General features: G+C 74.2%; 18 protein-coding genes and 1 riboswitch. Of the genes, 11 read left to right on the top strand and 7 right to left on the bottom strand.

Translation table 11 applies throughout. The annotated features are described in order from the left end of the window. Positions 1 to 21: 21 nt before the first annotated feature. From ACIQ6R_RS08275 to ACIQ6R_RS08265, 3 genes are all read right to left on the bottom strand, one after another. Positions 22 to 987 (bottom strand): cobalamin biosynthesis protein, encoded by a 966-nt coding sequence (locus ACIQ6R_RS08275; RefSeq protein ID WP_404219695.1) that lies wholly within the window; start codon positions 985 to 987, stop codon positions 22 to 24. 173 nt (positions 988 to 1160) lie between these two features. Next, positions 1161 to 1302: riboswitch (cobalamin riboswitch) on the bottom strand. Between the two features lie 138 nt (positions 1303 to 1440). Next, the gene (locus ACIQ6R_RS08270) at positions 1441 to 1662 is read right to left on the bottom strand and encodes a hypothetical protein (protein ID WP_404185284.1); all 222 of its coding nucleotides are present in this window, start codon (positions 1660 to 1662) and stop codon (positions 1441 to 1443) included. A 34-nt stretch (positions 1663 to 1696) separates the two neighbouring features. Next, positions 1697 to 2935 carry an anion permease gene (locus ACIQ6R_RS08265; RefSeq protein ID WP_404185281.1) on the bottom strand — a complete coding sequence of 413 codons (1239 nt, stop codon included), beginning with the start codon at positions 2933 to 2935 and terminating at the stop codon, positions 1697 to 1699. A gap of 224 nt (positions 2936 to 3159) precedes the next feature. Between ACIQ6R_RS08265 and ACIQ6R_RS08260 the strand changes: the two genes are divergently transcribed. The 3 genes from ACIQ6R_RS08260 (at position 3160) to ACIQ6R_RS08250 (ending at position 7230) form a co-directional block, all read left to right on the top strand. Then, positions 3160 to 3843, top strand: a complete 684-nt coding sequence (locus ACIQ6R_RS08260) for a class II aldolase/adducin family protein (protein ID WP_404185278.1) — start codon at positions 3160 to 3162, stop codon at positions 3841 to 3843. A gap of 659 nt (positions 3844 to 4502) precedes the next feature. Beyond that, positions 4503 to 5630, top strand: coding sequence for an alpha/beta hydrolase (locus ACIQ6R_RS08255; protein WP_404219693.1), 1128 nt, complete (start codon positions 4503 to 4505; stop codon positions 5628 to 5630). Positions 5631 to 5799: 169 nt separating this feature from the next. After that, positions 5800 to 7230: a hypothetical protein gene (locus tag ACIQ6R_RS08250; protein ID WP_404185272.1), complete on the top strand. Its 1431-nt coding sequence runs from the start codon at positions 5800 to 5802 to the stop codon at positions 7228 to 7230. A gap of 191 nt (positions 7231 to 7421) precedes the next feature. On the opposite strand, the gene ACIQ6R_RS08245 is transcribed toward ACIQ6R_RS08250, so the two are convergent. Further along, positions 7422 to 7835 carry a VOC family protein gene (locus ACIQ6R_RS08245; RefSeq protein ID WP_404185269.1) on the bottom strand — a complete coding sequence of 138 codons (414 nt, stop codon included), beginning with the start codon at positions 7833 to 7835 and terminating at the stop codon, positions 7422 to 7424. A gap of 298 nt (positions 7836 to 8133) precedes the next feature. On the opposite strand from ACIQ6R_RS08245, the gene ACIQ6R_RS08240 reads away from it, so the two are divergent. The 3 genes from ACIQ6R_RS08240 to ACIQ6R_RS08230 all read left to right on the top strand — a co-directional run bounded on the left by ACIQ6R_RS08240 (position 8134) and on the right by ACIQ6R_RS08230 (position 11251). Further along, a complete protein-coding gene (locus ACIQ6R_RS08240) occupies positions 8134 to 9732 on the top strand; it encodes an ABC-F family ATP-binding cassette domain-containing protein (protein ID WP_404185266.1) in 1599 nt (532 codons plus the stop codon). Between the two features lie 335 nt (positions 9733 to 10067). Continuing rightward, on the top strand, positions 10068 to 10289 hold the full coding sequence (locus ACIQ6R_RS08235) for a helix-turn-helix domain-containing protein (protein ID WP_003976983.1): 222 nt from the start codon (positions 10068 to 10070) through the stop codon (positions 10287 to 10289). A gap of 158 nt (positions 10290 to 10447) precedes the next feature. Continuing rightward, complete coding sequence (locus tag ACIQ6R_RS08230) at positions 10448 to 11251, top strand: enoyl-CoA hydratase/isomerase family protein (RefSeq protein WP_404185263.1); 804 nt, start codon at positions 10448 to 10450, stop codon at positions 11249 to 11251. Between the two features lie 141 nt (positions 11252 to 11392). Here ACIQ6R_RS08230 and ACIQ6R_RS08225 read toward each other — a convergent pair whose 3' ends face one another. Beyond that, on the bottom strand, positions 11393 to 12133 hold the full coding sequence (locus tag ACIQ6R_RS08225; protein ID WP_404219691.1) for a nucleopolyhedrovirus P10 family protein: 741 nt from the start codon (positions 12131 to 12133) through the stop codon (positions 11393 to 11395). An 87-nt stretch (positions 12134 to 12220) separates the two neighbouring features. Here ACIQ6R_RS08225 and ACIQ6R_RS08220 point away from each other — a divergent pair, with 87 nt between their 5' ends. The 5 genes from ACIQ6R_RS08220 to amaP are packed head-to-tail and all read left to right on the top strand — an operon-like array spanning position 12221 to position 14555. Then, complete coding sequence (locus ACIQ6R_RS08220; RefSeq protein ID WP_404185257.1) at positions 12221 to 12688, top strand: Asp23/Gls24 family envelope stress response protein; 468 nt, start codon at positions 12221 to 12223, stop codon at positions 12686 to 12688. Positions 12689 to 12740: 52 nt separating this feature from the next. After that, on the top strand, positions 12741 to 12926 hold the full coding sequence (locus tag ACIQ6R_RS08215; RefSeq protein WP_031047637.1) for a hypothetical protein: 186 nt from the start codon (positions 12741 to 12743) through the stop codon (positions 12924 to 12926). After that, positions 12923 to 13306, top strand: a complete 384-nt coding sequence (locus tag ACIQ6R_RS08210) for a hypothetical protein (protein ID WP_404185254.1) — start codon at positions 12923 to 12925, stop codon at positions 13304 to 13306. Before ACIQ6R_RS08215 ends, ACIQ6R_RS08210 begins: the two co-directional genes overlap by 4 nt. After that, positions 13303 to 13971, top strand: coding sequence for a DUF6286 domain-containing protein (locus ACIQ6R_RS08205; RefSeq protein ID WP_404219689.1), 669 nt, complete (start codon positions 13303 to 13305; stop codon positions 13969 to 13971). The genes ACIQ6R_RS08210 and ACIQ6R_RS08205 overlap by 4 nt, the downstream gene beginning before the upstream one ends. Next, positions 13968 to 14555, top strand: a complete 588-nt coding sequence (amaP, locus tag ACIQ6R_RS08200; protein WP_404219688.1) for an alkaline shock response membrane anchor protein AmaP — start codon at positions 13968 to 13970, stop codon at positions 14553 to 14555. The genes ACIQ6R_RS08205 and amaP overlap by 4 nt, the downstream gene beginning before the upstream one ends. A 308-nt stretch (positions 14556 to 14863) precedes the next feature. On the opposite strand, the gene ACIQ6R_RS08195 is transcribed toward amaP, so the two are convergent. Both ACIQ6R_RS08195 and ACIQ6R_RS08190 read right to left on the bottom strand, forming a co-directional pair. Continuing rightward, complete coding sequence (locus tag ACIQ6R_RS08195; RefSeq protein WP_404219686.1) at positions 14864 to 15619, bottom strand: SDR family oxidoreductase; 756 nt, start codon at positions 15617 to 15619, stop codon at positions 14864 to 14866. 4 nt (positions 15620 to 15623) lie between these two features. After that, positions 15624 to 17411 (bottom strand): glycoside hydrolase family 15 protein, encoded by a 1788-nt coding sequence (locus ACIQ6R_RS08190; RefSeq protein ID WP_404185242.1) that lies wholly within the window; start codon positions 17409 to 17411, stop codon positions 15624 to 15626. Positions 17412 to 17429: the final 18 nt, after the last annotated feature.

The following is a 17429-nucleotide window of genomic DNA, read 5'->3' as shown; positions in this document are numbered from 1 at the left end:
CCTTCTCGAGGAGGCGACCGCTCACGTCGTACGTCCCTTCCTGACGGCCCCGCGCACGAACAGCCGCACGCCCGCGCACACGCCGAGCGCCAGCCAGCCCACGCGCCGGGAGAGCCGAACGGCCCGGTCGATGTCGCCGGAACCGGCCCGGACGGCGCGCCCGGCGGCCCCGTTGAGGACGGGCCGGTGCTCCACCCGGCCGCCGTAGGAGAGCGTCCCGCCCAGCCGCACGCCCAGGGCGCCCGCGAACGAGGCCTCCACGGGCCCGGCGTTGGGGCTCGGGTGCCGAGCGGCGTCGGCGCGCCAGGCCCGTACGGCGCCGCGCGGATCGCCGCCGGCCACGGTGGTCAGTACGGCGGTCAGACGGGCGCCCGGCCAGCCCGCGAGGTCGTCGAGGCGGGCCGAGGCCCAGCCGTACCGCCGGTACCTGGCGGACTTGTGGCCGACCATGGCGTCCAGGGTGTTCACGGCCCGGAAGCCGAGCAGTCCGGGCACCCCGCCCACGGCGCCCCACACCAGGGCGCCCACCACCGCGTCCGAGGTGTTCTCGGCAACGGACTCCACGACGGCCCGGGCGATCCCGTCGGCGTCCAGCGCCTGCGGGTCCCGCCCGCACAGGTGCGGCAGCCGGGCGCGGGCCGCCTCGATGTCGCCGGCCTCCAGGGCACGGCCGACGGCCCGGGCCTCGCGGGCGAGCGAGGTGCCGCCGACGACGGCCCAGGTGGCCGCGCCGGTCAGCGCGACGGAGGCGGCGGGGGAGCGGCGTACGGCGTGCGCGGCGGCGGTGCCGAGGGCGGCGGCGCCACCGGCGCACACGAGGGTGTGCACCGCGCCCCAGCCCCGGTGGTCCCGCCACAGCACTCGTTCCACGGCACCGGCGGCACGGCCGAACACGGCGACCGGGTGTCCGCGGCGCGGGTCGCCGAGGAGGAGGTCACCGAGAAGGCCGGCGGCGGCGCCGTACGCGAAGACGCGTTCGGCGCGCACGGCTCAACCGGCCGCGGGGCGGGAGAGCGAGTCGCCGGTGTACCCGGAACCGGTGCGTCCGGTACCGGTGCGTCCGGAAGTGATGTGTCCGGAAGAGGTGTGTCCGGAACCGCTGAACCTGGAACGGCGGCCGCGCATGGCGATATGTCCTCACTCAGGGTGTCCGCGCCCTGGTTAGAAGAGACCGGCGGTGAGAGTTCCTGGCTCCCGGGGGCAGTACCCCGGTCACAGTGGCGGGACCGCGCCGGATTCGCACCGGGCTTCCTCTCCTGCCGCCGTATTGGCTCCGGCAGTCCACCACGGCCCGCGAACACCCGTCAACCTGGCGTTGACCTGCAACGGGGGAGTGTGCGAAGCCCCACACGCGGGCGGTGTGCGCCGGCACGGGAAGAGGCGGGGCGCGGGACGGTCGGAGTCCGTCCCGCGCCCCGCCTCAGGGGTGTGCGCGGTCGCTCAGGCGACGATCAGGTAGATGCCGTACGCCACCGCCGCCGCGCAGGCCGCGAAGCAGGCGTACGCGCCGGTGACCGCGAGGGCCGCGGAGCCGCCCTGGCCGGCCGCCCGCTCCTGGCGGGAGAGGCCGACGATGCCGAGGGTGAACAGGCCCACCAGGGCCACGGTGGCCACGAGGCTGACCCCGAAGACGGAGCCGAGAGCTGCCCAGTCGATGCTCATGGAGGTTCGCTTTCCTTCGTACCCGGGCGCGGGTTCAGACGGAGGTGGTGGCCGAGGGGGCCTTGGAGTCGGACGCGGAGCCCGGGGCACCGGCCGCGGCCAGGTCCTCGGTCACGCCCGCCGGGGGCGGGGACACGGCGGCCATCGCCGTGGTCACCACACCGGCCTGCTCGGGCTCGTCGACGACGTTGGTGTGGTCGACGACCTCGCGCCGGGAGATCTTCCAGATGGCGGCGCTGGAGGCGACCAGGAAGACGGCGACGAGCGCGGTGCCCCAGTCGCCCAGGCCGCAGACCCACTCGGCGATCGCGGCGACCAGGGCCGCGGCCGGCAGGGTCAGGCCCCAGGCGACGAACATCCGGGTGGCCGTGGACCAGCGGACCACGCCGCCCTTGCGGCCGAGGCCCGCGCCCATCACCGCGCCGGAGACCGAGTGCGTGGTGGAGAGGGAGAAGCCGAGGTGGGAGGAGGCCAGGATGACCGTCGCGGCGCTGGTCTGGGCGGCGAAGCCCTGCTGCGGCTGGAGGTCGGTCAGGCCCTTGCCCATGGTGCGGATGATGCGCCAGCCGCCGAGGTAGGTGCCGAGCGCGATGGCGATACCCGCGGACAGGATCACCCACATGGGCGGGTCGGAGTCGGGGGCGAGGGCGCCGCCGGCGATCAGGGCCAGGGTGATGATGCCCATCGTCTTCTGGGCGTCGTTGGTGCCGTGGGCCAGCGATACCAGCCCGGCGGAGGCGATCTGCCCGGCGCGGTAGCCCTTGGCGGCGGCCTTGCCGTCGGCCTTGCGGCCGAGCCTGTACGTCAGCCGTGCGCCGAGCAGCGCCGCGACGCCCGCGACGAGCGGGGCGGCGATCGCCGGGATGAGCACCTTGGTGACGAGCGCGTCGCCGTTGACCGCGCCGATGCCCGCCGAAGCGACCGCGGCACCGATCAGACCGCCCATGAGGGCGTGCGAGGAACTGGACGGGAGCCCGACCAGCCAGGTCAGCAGGTTCCAGAGGATCGCGCCGACCAGGGCGGCGAAGATGACCTCGGGACGGATGCCGGTCTCGTCGACGAGACCCTTGGAGATCGTGTTGGCGACCTCCACCGAGAGGAAGGCGCCGACAAGGTTGAGGACGGCGGACATCGCCACCGCCACCTTGGGCTTGAGCGCACCGGTCGAAATGGTCGTTGCCATCGCGTTCGCGGTGTCGTGGAAACCGTTCGTGAAATCGAACGCGAGTGCGGTTACCACCACAATCGCGAGGATCAGCGAGAAGCTTTCCATTTACCCAGGCAATCGTTCGAGGTCATTGGCTGGACGAACGTAGGTAACCAGAGTGAACGGAAGATGAACTGGACAGGGCGCCACGGTGACCGGAACCGGTGACGCCGCCTCCCTCTGTGTGCCCGGCCCGATGCTCTCCGGAGACGTGCCTGGCAGGATCGCCGCGAGGCCGGTCGGCGGTGGGACGTGAGGGGTGCGGAAGTGCCCGTGGGGAGACGGTGACTGTGACGTATTCGCGGGTCGGAGCGGTGGGCGCGGACGAGGAGCGGAACCGGGAGGCGGCCTGGGAGGCGCTCGTCGCGACAGCCCGGCGCACGGTCGCGGACGGGCTGGTGGTCGGCACCTCCGGCAACGTCTCGGTGCGTGTGGGCGACACGGTGCTGGTCACCCCTTCGGGTGTGCCGTACGACCGTCTGGCCCCGGCCGACGCGACCGGCGTCGACCTCGACGGCCGGCAGGTGCTCGGCACGCTCGTCCCCACCAGCGAACTGCCCATGCACCTCGCCGTGTACCGCGCCACCGACGCCCGGGCCGTCGTCCACACCCACGCGGTGCACGCGACGGCGGTCTCGCTCCTCGTCCCCGAACTCCCGCCGGTCCACTACATGACCGCTGCCCTCGGCGGCCCCGTCCGGGTCGCCCCCTACGCGGCCTACGGCACGGACGAACTGGCCCGCCACGTGCTCGCCGCCCTCACCGACCGCACCGGCTGCCTCCTCCAGAACCACGGCACGATCACCTACGGCACCTCCCTCGACCAGGCCTACGACCGCACGGCCCAACTGGAGTGGATGTGCCGCCTCTGGCTGGCGGCCTCCTCGGTCCCGGGCCGCACACCGTCCCTGCTGACGGACGACCAACTGACGGAGGTGACGCGACGCCTCCGGGGGTACGGGCAACGGGGCTGAGCACGGTCCCCCGGGGGGCTGTGCGGGGTCCCCCGCGGGGCTGAGCAGGGTCCCCTGCGGGGCTGAGCGCAGGGCGGCCGGGGCGTCCGGTGGCGGGCGCAGGCCGCCGCCCTGCCGGGCCGACGGCGGCGGCATGCGGCATGCGGCCGGCGGCCGAAGCCGGCTTCCGGGCGAGGGGCGCAAGTCCCGGACGTCGACGCCTGGGCACCCGGCCTCCCGCGCACCCGGCGCCCCGTACGCCGGGCGTCCCGGGCACTCGGCACCCGCGCACCCGGCGCCTCGCGCGATGGCGCCCCGGGCACCCGGCATCCCGGCGCCTCGCGCGACGGCGCCCCGGTGTCCCGCACGCCCGGTGTCCCGCACGCCCGGTGTCCCGCACGCCCGGTGTCCCGCACACCCGGCGCCCCGGACGACGGACGCTTCGCGCGGCGGCACACCGGTTGCCCGGTATCCCCGGCACCCGGCCACGCGCCGCGCGGTACGTGCGTGCCCCTGTCGGCGGAACCCGCCGGCGGCGAAGCGCGTACCGCGCTGCTTCGGGGGTACCGGCAGCGGGACCGACTCACGGCTCCGGGCCCGACCGGGCGGCCGGCGGGGGCTCGTCACTCCCCACCGCCCGCCCACTGGCCGCCCGAGGACTCCACCAGGAGACTGGCCCCATGCGCACTGTGACAGCAACGGCCGCCGCCGTCACCGCAGCCCTGGCGGCCGGTGCAGCGAGCGTCGCCGCCGGCCGGCTCGCCAGCGACGCCGCGCTCAAGGCGGCTCCCGGCCGGCCCCTGCCCACCGAGCCCCGGCTCACCGTGCACGGCACCGCCGCCGGGCAGATCACCCTCACCCGGGATCTGGCCGCGCTGCGCCCCGGCCGGTACGGCCTCGCCGGTGACGGCTCGCACGCCGTGGTCGGCCCGGTCCTCGGCACGGCCGAGCACGGCGCCGACACCGTCGTCCGCCGCCTCGAACGCGTCACGCACGGCACCCTCGCGGCCGGCGACCGGGCGTGGTTCACCCCGAACCTGTACGTCGGAAACCCGGGCACCGCCCTCGACCTGGAGTACACCGACGTCGAGGTCCCCGGCGAACTCGGCCCCCTCCCGGCCTGGTTCCTGCCCGGCGCTCGCCCGACCTGGATCATCGCCGTGCACGGCCTGGGGGCCACCCGCGAACACGCCATGAACTTCATGGCCCCCCTGCGCCGCCGGCACGTGCCGGTGCTCGCCCTCGCCTACCGCGGCGACGTCGGCGCCCCGTCCTCGCCGGACGGCCTGCACCACTTCGGCGAGACCGAGTGGCGCGACCTGGACGCGGCCGTCCGCTACGCCGTCGACCACGGCGCCCGCCAGGTCGTCCTGCTCGGCTGGTCCACCGGCGCCACCATGGCCCTGCGCACGGCCGCGCTCTCCGGCGTACGCGAGCGCATCGCGGGACTCGTGCTGGACTCCCCGGTACTCAGCTGGGAGGCCACCCTGCGCGCCCTGGCCACCGCCCGCCGCACGCCGGGCGCGCTCCTGCCGCTCGCCGTCCGCGCCGCCCAGGGCCGCGCCGGACTGCACGCCGACAGCGACGTCCACACCGCGGGCCTCCACCGCCCCGCGGTCCCGACCCTGATCTTCCACGGCCCCGACGACGTGGTCGCCCCGTGGCGGCTCTCCCGCCGCCTCGCCGACACCCACCCACGCCTGGTCGCCCTCCACACGGTCGAGGGCGCCCCGCACGGCGCCATGTGGAACGCCGACCCCGACGGCTACGAGGAGGCCCTGCGCCGCTTCATGACCCCGCTGGTGTGATCCGCCGCGCCCCCTGGTCCGCCGCACACCGCTCCGGTTCCGTTTAGCGTCGTACCACTGGCCTGATCCGATGCCCTGACGCCGTCCGGGACCCGCGCGTGCGCCGTCCCGAACGCCCGCCGGGGCATTCCGTTTGGGTTTTCGGACCGTCAACCGGAAGACTGCACCCGTGACGTCCCGTATCCCGCGCGACTCCAGGCTCCGACTCGTCCGCCCGCGACCCCTGGCCGCCGCCCCTCCAGCGATGAACCAGCGGCGTCCGCGCCGTGCCGCGCCGCGTCCCCCGGAGGGCACACCCGCCCGGTCGGAGCTGGCCAGAATGGCCCGCTCCGGTCTGGCCGACGCGGCCCGCGTCGCCCGCTGGGCCGACACCGCCCTCGGCCCCGGCCGCGGCGGCGCGACCGCCGACGGCAAGGCCACGCTCTCCGACGCGACCGCCCGTCAGGCCGCCCGGGAACTGGGCCTGACCCCGGCCGAAGTCCGCGCCGACTGGGACACCGCCCGCCTCGCCGGACTGGTCGAGGTGCACGGCGGCAGCGCCCGCCCCGGCTGGCGGCTGCGCGCCTGGAACCGCGACGACAGTGCCGTACTGCGCGGCTGGGTCGCCCTCTTCGACGCCTGGTCGCTGGCCCACCCCGAGCCCGACGGGCACGAGCCCGCCGCCGTGGCCGAGGTCATCTCCGCGATGCCCCAGTTGCTCTCCTTCCTCCAGCTGTCCGCCGGGCCCGTCCCGGTGGCGCAGCTCCTGGACCTGCTGGAGCAGCGCGTCACCGAACTGCGCACCGAGCGCTGCGAAGTGCCCTACGGCCCCCGTCTCGAACCCGGAACGCCGCAGACCGCCACGGCCGCCGCACCGCTCCCGGACGCCACCGCCGACACCCCGCTCGCCCCCCTCCTCGACTGGGCCCTGCACGCCCTCGCCTCCGTCGGCGCCCTCACCTGCGGTGACGGACACGCCACGCTCACCCCGCTCGGCAGCTGGGCGGTCTGGGTCAAGCTGGAGCAGATCTGCGTCGCCGCGCAGAGCCCCGCCGGCAACATCGAGCAGTCGGCGGAGGACATGCTCCGCGGCTGCGCCCAGCTCCGCCCGAACGCCGCCCGCGCCGAGTACCGCGCCTGGCTCGCCGCGCGCCCCGTCGGCAGCGCCGTCGCCGAGCTGCTCGACGGCGCCCGCGGCGAGGACGCCCTGCTGCGCGGCCTCGCCTTCGAGGCGCTGCGCGTCGTCGGCGCCCCCGCCGAGCCCGATGTCCGCGCCGTCCTCGACGAGCCGACGCTGCGGCCGTACGCCCTGCTGTGGCTGGCCGAGCACGACGGCGCCGACCCCGAGGACGCCCACGAGGTCCTCACCCGCCAGGAGGCCACGTGGCTGTGGGTCGACACCGCGGCCGCCGTCGCCGACCACGGTGAGGCCCCGCTGCTCGTGCGGCACCTGGAGGCCGCGGTGCAGCCCACCGTCCCGGCCCTGCTGGACGAGGTCCGGGCCGTCGGCCATCCCCGAACCGTGCAGGTCCTGGTCGCCCTCGCCGCCGCGCACCCCGACCCGGCCCTGGCCAAGGCCGTGCGCAGGGCGGCCTTCCAGGTCCACACCGGAGGCAACTGACCACGCCCGGGCACCCGAGGCCGACCGGCCACGCGCGACCGGGGGACGCTTGCGCACGAACGACGAGTACGCGGTGCATGGCTCCGGGAGCACGGTCGCGGCCGTTCACCGGTCTGCGCGGCCGCCCGCCCCGGACCCCGGAACACCACCTCACCCGCGCCGTCCGGCCCCGCCGCGCGAACCGCCGGAGGCTACCCGCGGATCTCCGGCGCGTACGTCCCGAAGCTCCAGATGTTGCCCTCCAGATCCCGGGCCATGTAGTCCCGCGAGCCGTAGTCCTGGTCCGTCGGGGGCATCAGGATCTCCGCGCCGTGTTCCACCGCTCGCCGGTGATGGGCGTCGACGTCCGCCACCACGACGTACACCCCCGTCGTACCGGCGTTCTTCATCGCCTCGTCGAAGCGGCTGCCCGTGCCCTTCGAGCCGAGCATGATCGCGCCGTTGCCCTGGGCCAGCTCGGCGTGGGCCACCGAGCCGTCCTCGCCCTCGTACACGGCCAGTTCCGTGAAGCCGAAGGCCTGGGTGAGCTGCCGGACCGCCGCCTTGGCGTCCGCGTACAGCAGCGTCGGGTAGACGCTCGGGCGTGCGCCGTCCATGCCTGCCATGCCGATCACTCCCTAGTGAGCCGGAAACCGAGCAGCGGATACCGCGAAGATCCCGTAAAGCCCGGAAAGTCACGGAATCCAGCCCTGTCGCCCAGTCTCGCACCGCCCACCGACAACGCCCCGGCCCCGGGCTTCCGAACACGGGAGCGCCGAACAAGGGACCGCGGACACCGGATCCCGGGAAAAGTGGTTGCACGGCCCCGTTAGACTGGCCCCATGGCCATTCTCCTCGCGCATTAGACGGCGGGAAACGTCCTCAGCCGCCCATCCCGCCAACCACCCGCCCTGGAGTCTGTCCGTGATCTCCGCCTCCGGCATCGAGCTGCGCGCCGGTGCCCGCGTCCTCATCGAAAGCGCCACCTTCCGCATCGCCAAGGGCGACCGCATCGGCCTGGTCGGCCGCAACGGCGCCGGCAAGACCACCCTCACCAAGGTGCTCGCCGGCGAGGGCCAGCCGGCCGCAGGCACCGTCACCCGCTCCGGCGAGGTCGGCTACCTCCCGCAGGACCCGCGCACCGGCGACCTCGACGTACTCGCCCGCGACCGCGTCCTGTCCGCGCGCGGCCTGGACACCCTGATCCGCAAGATGCGCGACAACGAACAGCGCATCGCCAACGGCCAGGGCGCCACCCGCGAGAAGGCCCTCAAGCAGTACGAGCGCCAGGAGACGGAGTTCCTCACCAAGGGCGGATACGCCGCCGAGGCCGAGGCCGCCACCATCGCCGCCGCGCTCAATCTGCCCGACCGCGTGCTCGGGCAGCCCCTGCACACGCTCTCCGGCGGTCAGCGCCGCCGTATCGAGCTGGCCAGGATCCTGTTCTCGGACGCGGACACCCTGCTGCTCGACGAGCCGACCAACCACCTCGACGCCGACTCGATCGTCTGGCTGCGCGACTACCTGAAGAGCTACCGCGGCGGCTTCATCGTGATCTCCCACGACGTCGACCTGGTCGAGACGGTCGTCAACAAGGTGTTCTACCTGGACGCCAACCGTTCCCAGATCGATGTCTACAACATGGGCTGGAAGCTCTACCAGCAGCAGCGCGAGGCCGACGAGAAGCGCCGCAAGCGCGAGCGGCAGAACGCGGAGAAGAAGGCCTCCGCGCTGCACTCGCAGGCCGACAAGATGCGCGCCAAGGCCACCAAGACGGTCGCCGCGCAGAACATGGCCCGCCGCGCGGACAAGCTGCTGGCCGGCCTCGAGAGCGAGCGGAAGTCCGACAAGGTCGCCAAGCTCCGCTTCCCCGAGCCGGCGCCCTGCGGCAAGACCCCGCTGACCGCCGAGGGCCTGTCCAAGTCGTACGGCTCGCTGGAGATCTTCACCGACGTCGATCTGGCCATCGACAAGGGCTCCCGGGTCGTCATCCTCGGCCTCAACGGCGCCGGCAAGACCACTCTGCTGCGCCTTCTCGGCGGCGTCGAGAAGCCCGACACCGGCCAGGTCGTCGAGGGCCACGGACTCAAGCTCGGTTACTACGCGCAGGAGCACGAGACCCTCGACCCCGAGCGCACCGTCCTGGAGAACATGCGCTCGGCCAACCCCGACCTCGACCTCGTCGAGGTCCGCAAGACGCTGGGCTCGTTCCTGTTCTCCGGCGACGACGTCGACAAGCCGGCCGGCGTCCTGTCCGGCGGCGAGAAGACCCGCCTCGCGCTGGCCACCCTCGTGGTGTCCTCGGCGAACGTGCTGCTGCTCGACGAGCCGACCAACAACCTCGACCCGGCCAGCCGCGAGGAGATCCTCGGCGCGCTGCGCACCTACAAGGGCGCGGTCGTCCTGGTCACCCACGACGAGGGCGCCGTCGAGGCGCTCCAGCCGGAACGGATCATTCTGCTTCCGGACGGCGTCGAGGACCTGTGGGGCGCCGACTACGCGGACCTCGTCGCCCTGGCTTGACCGAATGGATGATCCACTGGGTACGGATCATTCGGTCGATCCGTGATCCACCATCTGTGTGAGATCTCCTCATCACGAGGTGTGTCCTACATCGATTTCGCGGCCGGACCCCCCGAAGCCGGGGGTCCGGCCGCGGTGTCTTTCTGACCAGGTACTTCGCGGAAAAACCCGTTCGGCGGTACGGGCGTGATCCGGTGGAATCAGGGATTCCGCATGTGGGGACTCGCTCCTGTCGTCACAACCTTGTCTCATCGACCTTGCCGAATGGGTGGCCATGAAGCCCTGGAGGGGTGATCATGAGGAGACCAGAGCGCACTTCCCATGAGGAGGACCGGGTGGCCGAGACTCTGAAGAAGGGCAGCCGGGTAACCGGCGCCGCGCGCGACAAGCTCGCGGCAGACCTGAAGAAGAAGTACGACGCCGGTGCGAGCATCCGGGCGTTGGCCGAGGAGACCGGCCGCTCGTATGGCTTTGTGCACCGCATGCTCAGCGAGTCGGGTGTCACGCTCCGAGGGCGTGGCGGGGCTACCCGGGGCAAAAAGGCCACATCGGCTTGATGCTCCGGGCGGCCCTTCGACTCCGAAAGTGAAGGTGGCCACCCGGCCGGTCGTCCGACCGTCCGGGTGGTTACTGTGCAGTCACTTAGCTCTGCCGTCGTACGGCGTCACAGCCGGCGCACGGCGGGGACGACGACCGCACCTTTCGGAGGCACCCCATGGCTTCGCCCGCCCACGACCCCGCTCCCGTACTCGACCAGGACGGCGTGCGGCTCACCGTCGACGACGCGGTCGCCACGGTGACGCTGACCAACCCGGACAAGCGCAACGCGCAGAGCCCCGCTCTGTGGCGGGCGCTCACCGAGGCCGGTCGGCTGCTGCCGGGTTCCGTCCGCGTCGTGGTGCTGCGGGCCGAGGGCAAGTCCTTCTCGGCCGGACTCGACCGGCAGGCGTTCACCCCCGAGGGCTTCGACGGCGAGCCGTCGTTCATCGACCTCGCGCGGGGCGGCGACGCCGAGCTGGACGCGACCATCACCGAGTACCAGGAGGCGTTCACCTGGTGGCGGCGCAGCGACATCCTGTCGGTCGCCGCCGTGCAGGGCCACGCCATCGGGGCCGGCTTCCAGCTCGCCCTCGCCTGTGACCTGCGGGTCGTCGCCGACGACGTGCAGTTCGCCATGCGCGAGACCAGCCTCGGCCTCGTGCCGGACCTCACGGGCACGCACCCCCTGGTGTCCCTGGTCGGCTACGCCCGCGCGCTGGAGATCTGCGCGACGGGCCGCTTCGTCATGGCCGAGGAGGCAGTGAACACCGGGCTGGCCAACCTCGCCGTGCCCGCCGACCAGCTCGACGGCGCCGTACGCGACCTGGCGTCGGCGGTCCTGGCCGCACCGCGCGACGCGGTCATCGAGACCAAGGCGCTGCTCCAGGGCGCCCAGGGCCGGGACTACGAGGCCCAGCGCGCCGCCGAGCGGGCCGCGCAGGCACGCCGCCTGCGCGACCTCGCCGGGCTCGGGGAGTAGTCCGGGCGCCGCAGGCGACTGTTCGGCACCGTCGCGACGATCCGTCGGGCCCGGGTGGCCCGGGCAGAGGCCCGGGACGGGCCCGCTCGGCCGACCGCTGTCGGCCGACCACTGTCAGCCACCGCTGTCAGCCGACCGCCGTCAGCCGACCGCTGTCACCAGCACCGCGACCGACGGACGGTCCGCCAGGGCCTCCGTCACCGCCGCGCGGACCCGCCGGGCCACCTCCACGGCCCGGTGGTCCCCGTCCACCGCCAGCTCCACCCGGACATGACGGCGCGGCAGCGCGGCCTGCTCCCCCGGCAGCTCCGTGACGTCCACCGGACGGCCCAGCGTCGCCGTCAGCCGGGCCACGCCCGGGACCGCCAGCGCGGCGTCGGCCGCGCGGCCCGCGTCACCGTCGCCGGGGTGCACGGCCGGGGGACGCGGCGGCTCGTGACCGGACGCCGGTTCCGGCTCCGGCTCCGCGGCCGCGTCCAGCAGGGCCGTCGCCCGCAGGTCCACGTCGGTCACCGGCAGACCGAGTCCCCGCGCCGCCGCCGTCAGCACGGCGCGCAGACGGGCGGCCGTCGCCGGCAGCGGCTCGCCCGCCGCCGCGGGACCGACGACCGCCGCGAAGTCGGCCGTCACCCGTAGCGGGCCGGGCGGCAGGGCACTCGGCGGCGGCGGTACGGCAGGTTCGTCCGTGTCGTCCCGGTCGGCGAGCGCGATACGCAGGCCACCCGGCCGCACGCCCGCCACGTCCCGGGCCGCGGCCAGCAGTACCTCCCGTGCCGCCCGCTCCGCGATCCACGCGCCGTCCCGCGGATCGCCCAGCGGCAGCAGCCTGCCGAGCCGCAACTGTTCCCGCACCGTTCGTGCCCACCGGTCCGCCGTCGTCATTCCTCCAGCCTGCCGCATCCACGGCGCACGATCGCGCAACCGTGCTTACGGTGGTCGAAGAAGGACGTACCGGAAGGGAATGCGGCGATGAGTGATTTGACGGAGAAGGAAACGACCGAGACCGGTGCACAGCGTGGGCAGGGCGCCCGGCGCGGTGGGGGAGCCCCCGCCGACCGAGGCCGCACCACCATCGCCGACGGCGTCGTGGAGAAGATCACCGGAATGGCGGCACGCGACGTCGCCGGTGTGCACGCCATGGGCAGCGGGATGTCACGCACGTTCGGCGCCGTGCGCGACCGGGTGCCCGGCGGGACCAAGTCGGGGGTGACGCGCGGGGTGAAGGCCGAGGTCGGTGAGCAGCAGACCGCGCTCGACCTGGAGATCGTCGTCGAGTACGGCGTGTCGATCTCGGACGTCGCCGGGGACGTACGGGAGAACGTGGTAGCGGCGGTGGAGCGGATGACCGGGCTGGAGGTCGTCGAGGTCAACATCGCGGTGAGCGACGTGAAACTGCCCGACGAGGAGGACGAGGAGCCGGAGCCCCGGATCAAGTGAAGCGGACGCTGACCGAACGGTGGAACCGAGCGGTGAACGAGGTGAGCGCACCATGAGCATGGCCGTGGTCGGCATGATCGCCGGCATGGCACTGGGATTCGCCGGATACTTCGGCGGGTTCGGAGCCTTTCTGCTGGTGGCGGCCCTGGGAGCCGTCGGGTTCGTCGTCGGCCGCCTTCTGGAGGGGGACATGGACCTCGGTGACTTCTTCCGCAGCCGAGACGACCGACGGCGGTGACCGGCGTGAGCGGTGGGGCCGGTGAGCTCCTCGAACCCCCGGCCGTCGTCCCGCCGGGCGAGCGCGGTGCCACGCGCATCGCCGACCGGGTGGTCGCCAAGGTCGCCGCGCAGGCGGCGCGCGAGGCGGTCGGCCCGCTCCACCCGGACGCCGAGCGCCCGCACGCCACCGTCGTCGTCCACCACGACAGCGCCCACGTCCGGGTCCACCTGGAACTCGACTACCCGTGTGACATCGGCGCCCGCTGCGGGCGGGTGCGTCACCAAGTCGTCCAGCGGGTACGCGCGTTGGCGGGGATGGCGGTGCCGGAGGTCGCCGTCCAGGTGGAGCGGCTGCACCTGGCGGCGGAGTACGGCGCGAGACAGGGGAGGACGCGATGAGCGAGCCCCAGGGCACCGAGGGCAGCACGAGGCGCCTGCCCGTCATGGAGCCCGTCACGGAGAAGGAGACGGCAGTCGGCACCGGGCCGCCGCCCGACCCTGCCCCCGACACCGGCAGTGGACCGTCCGGCCGCTTCTGGTCGGCGCGCCGCGTCCCCGCGGGCATCGTCGCGCTGCTGCTCCTGCTCGTCGCGGGCGCCTTCCTCTACGACGTCGTCGCCGTGCGCGCCGGCCGGCCCGCCCTCGGCTGGCGCCGCGAACTGGCCCGGCAGCTCGCCGACCGGCCCCTCGACGACACGTGGGTCCTCGTCGGCGCGGGAGTCGCCGCGGCCCTCGGGCTCTGGCTGCTCGCCCTGGCCCTCACTCCCGGCCTGCGCAAGGTGCTCCCGATGCGGCGCACCCGTCCGGACGTACGCGCGGGGCTCCACCGGGACGCCGCCGCCACGGTGCTGCGCGATCGGGCCATGGAGGTTCCCGGGGTGCAGTCCGCGCGGGTCCGGATGCGCCGCCGGAAGGCCCGCGTGCGCGCGCTGTCGCACTTCCGCGAACTGGACGACGTACGGACCGAGCTGGACGGCGCGCTCGACGACGCGGTGCGGGGGCTGGGGCTGGCCCGGCCGCCCGCCGTGTCGCTGCGGGTCGCGCGGCCGGGGCGAAAGGGGTGAGGGCGGTGCTCAGGACCGTCGACCGTGTACTGCTCGGGCTCGTGGGCCTGATCCTGCTCGCCCTCGGCGGCTCGGTCCTCGCCATCGGGTTCGGCGCCCCCGCGCCCTCCTGGTGGCTCCACCAGGGGCCGCACGACGTGCTGCTCGGCGAGGCCGAGCGGACCCGGTGGCGGGACGCGGGCTGGTGGTGGCCGGTCGTCATCGCCGCACTCGCCGTCCTGCTGCTGCTCGCCCTGTGGTGGCTGGTCGCGGTGGTGCGCCGCCGTCGGCTGGCCGAGGTCCTCGTCGACACCGGGGACGGCGAGGGCGCGGTGCTGCGCGGTCGGGCCCTGGAAGCCGTCCTCGCCCAGGAGGCGGACCGGGTGGACGGGGTCGAGCGGGCCAAGGTCCGCCTCACCGGCCGCCGCACCGCCCCGGCGGCCCGCATCCGCCTGCTCCTGGCCCCCCACGTGGACCCCGGCACCGCCCTGAACGACCTCACCACCCACGCCCTGACCCACGCCCGCACCTCGGCGAACCTGGAGGACCTCCCGGCGGAGGTCCACCTCCGGGGCGTCAAGCACCGCGCCGAGCGGGTCAACTGACGTCAGCGCGGGCACCACCGGAGAGACGGCCTATGAACGGGCCGGACGGGCCGGACGGGCCCCCGGCCGACGACGACCGCGGGCCCGCGCCCGTAGGAACCTCCGCTACCGGGCGACGGGCGGGGCAGACCGACCCGCGTGAGCGGGCCGGCCGAGCCGTGCGCGAGCGGGATGCATCGCGTCGGCTCGGCACCGCCCGGCCGGGCCCCGCGTGGGTCGGTGGCGGCCCCGGGCCCCGTGCCGGGCTCCGCGTGGGGCGGCGGCGGTCCCGGGCCCCGTGCCGGGCTCCGCGTGGGGCGGCGGCGGTCCTAGAACCCGTGCCGTACCCCGCCGTCCACCGGCAGCATCACGCCCGTCAGGTACGACGCCGCCGGGGACAGCAGGAACGCCGCCGCGCGGCCGAACTCCTCCGGGGCGCCGTAGCGGCGCAGCGGGATGCGGGACTCGGCGGCCGTCCTGGTCGCCTCCGGGTCGGCGGACAGGCCGTCCAGCTCGCGCACCCGGTCGGTGTCGACGCGGCCCGGCAGCAGGCCGACGACACGGATGCCGCGCGGACCCAGCTCGTCGGCGAGGGACTTGGCGAAGCCGGCCAGGCCCGGGCGCAGGCCGTTGGAGATGGTCAGGCCCGGGATCGGCTCGTGCACCGAGCCCGACAGCACGAAGCCGATGACACCACCCGACTCCAGCTCCGCCGCCGCCGTCCGGGCCAGCCGCACCGCGCCGAGGAACACCGACTCGAACGCCGCCTGCCACTGCTCGTCCGTGTTGTCGGCGACGAAGCCGGGCGGCGGCCCGCCCACACTGATCAGTACGCCGTCGAAGCGGCCGAAGCGCTCACGGGCGGTCGCGACCAGTCGGCCGGCGGCCCCGGGATCGGCGTTGTCGGCGGCCACCCCCACCACGTCCGGGCCGAGCGCGGCCGCGGCGTCGGCGACGCTCTCCTCGTCCCGCCCCGTGACGACCACCTTCGCCCCGTCGGCGACCAGCTCACGCGCGGCGGCGTTGCCCAGTCCCCGGGTCGCTCCCGTGACGACGTACACCCGGTCCTTCAGTCCAAGATCCATGGCCCTATCCTGCCCCCTCGTTCCCGAACAGGGCGAGGGCGGTGTTCACCAGGCCGACGTGGCTGAACGCCTGCGGGAAGTTGCCGAGCTGGTGACCGGCCACCGGGTCGTACTCCTCGGCCAGCAGCCCCACGTCGTTGGCGAGCCCCACCAGCCGTTCGAACAGCTCCCGGGCCTCCTTCGCCCGGCCGGTCGCGTACAGCGCGTCCGCGTACCAGAACGAGCACACCAGGAAGGTCCCCTCGCTGCCCGGCAACCCGTCGACGGGGTCCCCCTCGGTGCTGTAGCGGCGCACCAGGCCGTCCCGGGTCAGCTCCTCGCCGATCGCGTCCACCGTGCCGACGACCCGCGGGTCGTCCGGCGGCAGGAAGCCCACGCGCGGGATGAGCAGCAGTGAGGCGTCCAGCTCCCGAGAACCGTAGGACTGGGTGAAGGTGTTGCGCTCCGGGTCGTAGCCCTTCTCGCACACCTCGCGGTGCACCTCGTCGCGCAGCGCCCGCCAGCGGTCAGGGTCACCGCCGCTCAGTTCCGGATGCTCCTCCACCGTGCGCACGGCCCGGTCCAGGGCCACCCACGTCATGACCTTCGAGTGCACGAACTGCCGGCGCCCGCCGCGCACCTCCCAGAGTCCTTCGTCGGGCTCGCGCCATGCCGTGGCCAGGAAGTCCATCAGGGCGCACTGCAGCTCCCACATCTGCGGCTGCGGGTGCATGCCCGCCAGCCGGGCCAGCGACAGCGAGTCCATGACCTCGCCGTACACGTCCAGCTGGAGCTGGTTCACCGCGTCGTTGCCGATCCGTACGGGGGTCGACTCGGCGAAGCCGGACAGCCACGGCAGCTCGAACTCGGGCAGCCGCCGCTCGCCCGCCAGCCCGTACATGATCTGCAGGTCCGCCGGGTTGCCCGCGACCGCGCGCAGCAGCCAGTCGCGCCAGGCCTCGGCCTCCTCCAGATATCCGGCCGACAGCAGGGCGCCCAGGGTGAGGGTGGAGTCGCGCAGCCAGCAGAAGCGGTAGTCCCAGTTGCGCACGCCGCCGGGCTCCTCGGGCAGCGAGGTGGTGGGAGCGGCCACGATGCCGCCGGTGGGCTTGTAGGTGAGCGCCTTCAGGGTGATCAGCGAGCGGACGACGGCGTCCCGGTGCGGACCGTCGTAGCGGCAGTGCGCGGCCCAGGCCCGCCAGTCCTCGACACTGTGCTCCAGCGCGACGAACGGGTCGATCAGCGGCGGGCGGGGCTCGTGCGAGGGGTGCCAGGTGAGGACGAAGGCGACCTTCTCGCCCTCGGTGACCGTGAACTCCGCGTGCGTCCCGAAGTCCTGCCCCCAGCTGCGCACCTCCGGCTCGCTGCGCAGCCACACCGAGTCCGGGCCGGCGACCGCGACCCGGTGGCCGTCGGTGCGGCGCATCCAGGGCACGATCGAGCCGTAGTCGAAGCGCAGCCGCAGCACGCTGTGCATGGTGACCTCGCCGCGCAGGCCCTCCACGACTCGTACGAGGTCGGGGGCGCGGTCGCGCTGGGGCATGAAGTCGGTGACGCGTACCGCGCCGTCCGCGGTCTCCCACTCGGTGTCCAGGACGAGGGTGTCCGGCCGGTAGGCGCGCCGCGTGCAGCGTTCGGCGCCCTTGGGGGCGATGCGCCAGTGGCCGTTCTCCTCGTCGCCGAGAACCTTGGCGAAGCAGGCGGCGGAGTCGAAGCGGGGCAGACAGAGCCAGTCCACGGAGCCGTCCGTGCCGATCAGGGCCGCGGTCTGCTGGTCGCCGATGAGCGCGTAGTCCTCGATTTGGGGGTGCACGGGATTCCGTCTTCCCGA

The sequence above is a fragment of the Streptomyces sp. NPDC096048 genome (assembly GCF_044763415.1).
Lineage (GTDB): Bacteria > Actinomycetota > Actinomycetes > Streptomycetales > Streptomycetaceae > Streptomyces.
This window is presented reverse-complemented; position numbering and strand designations above follow the sequence as displayed.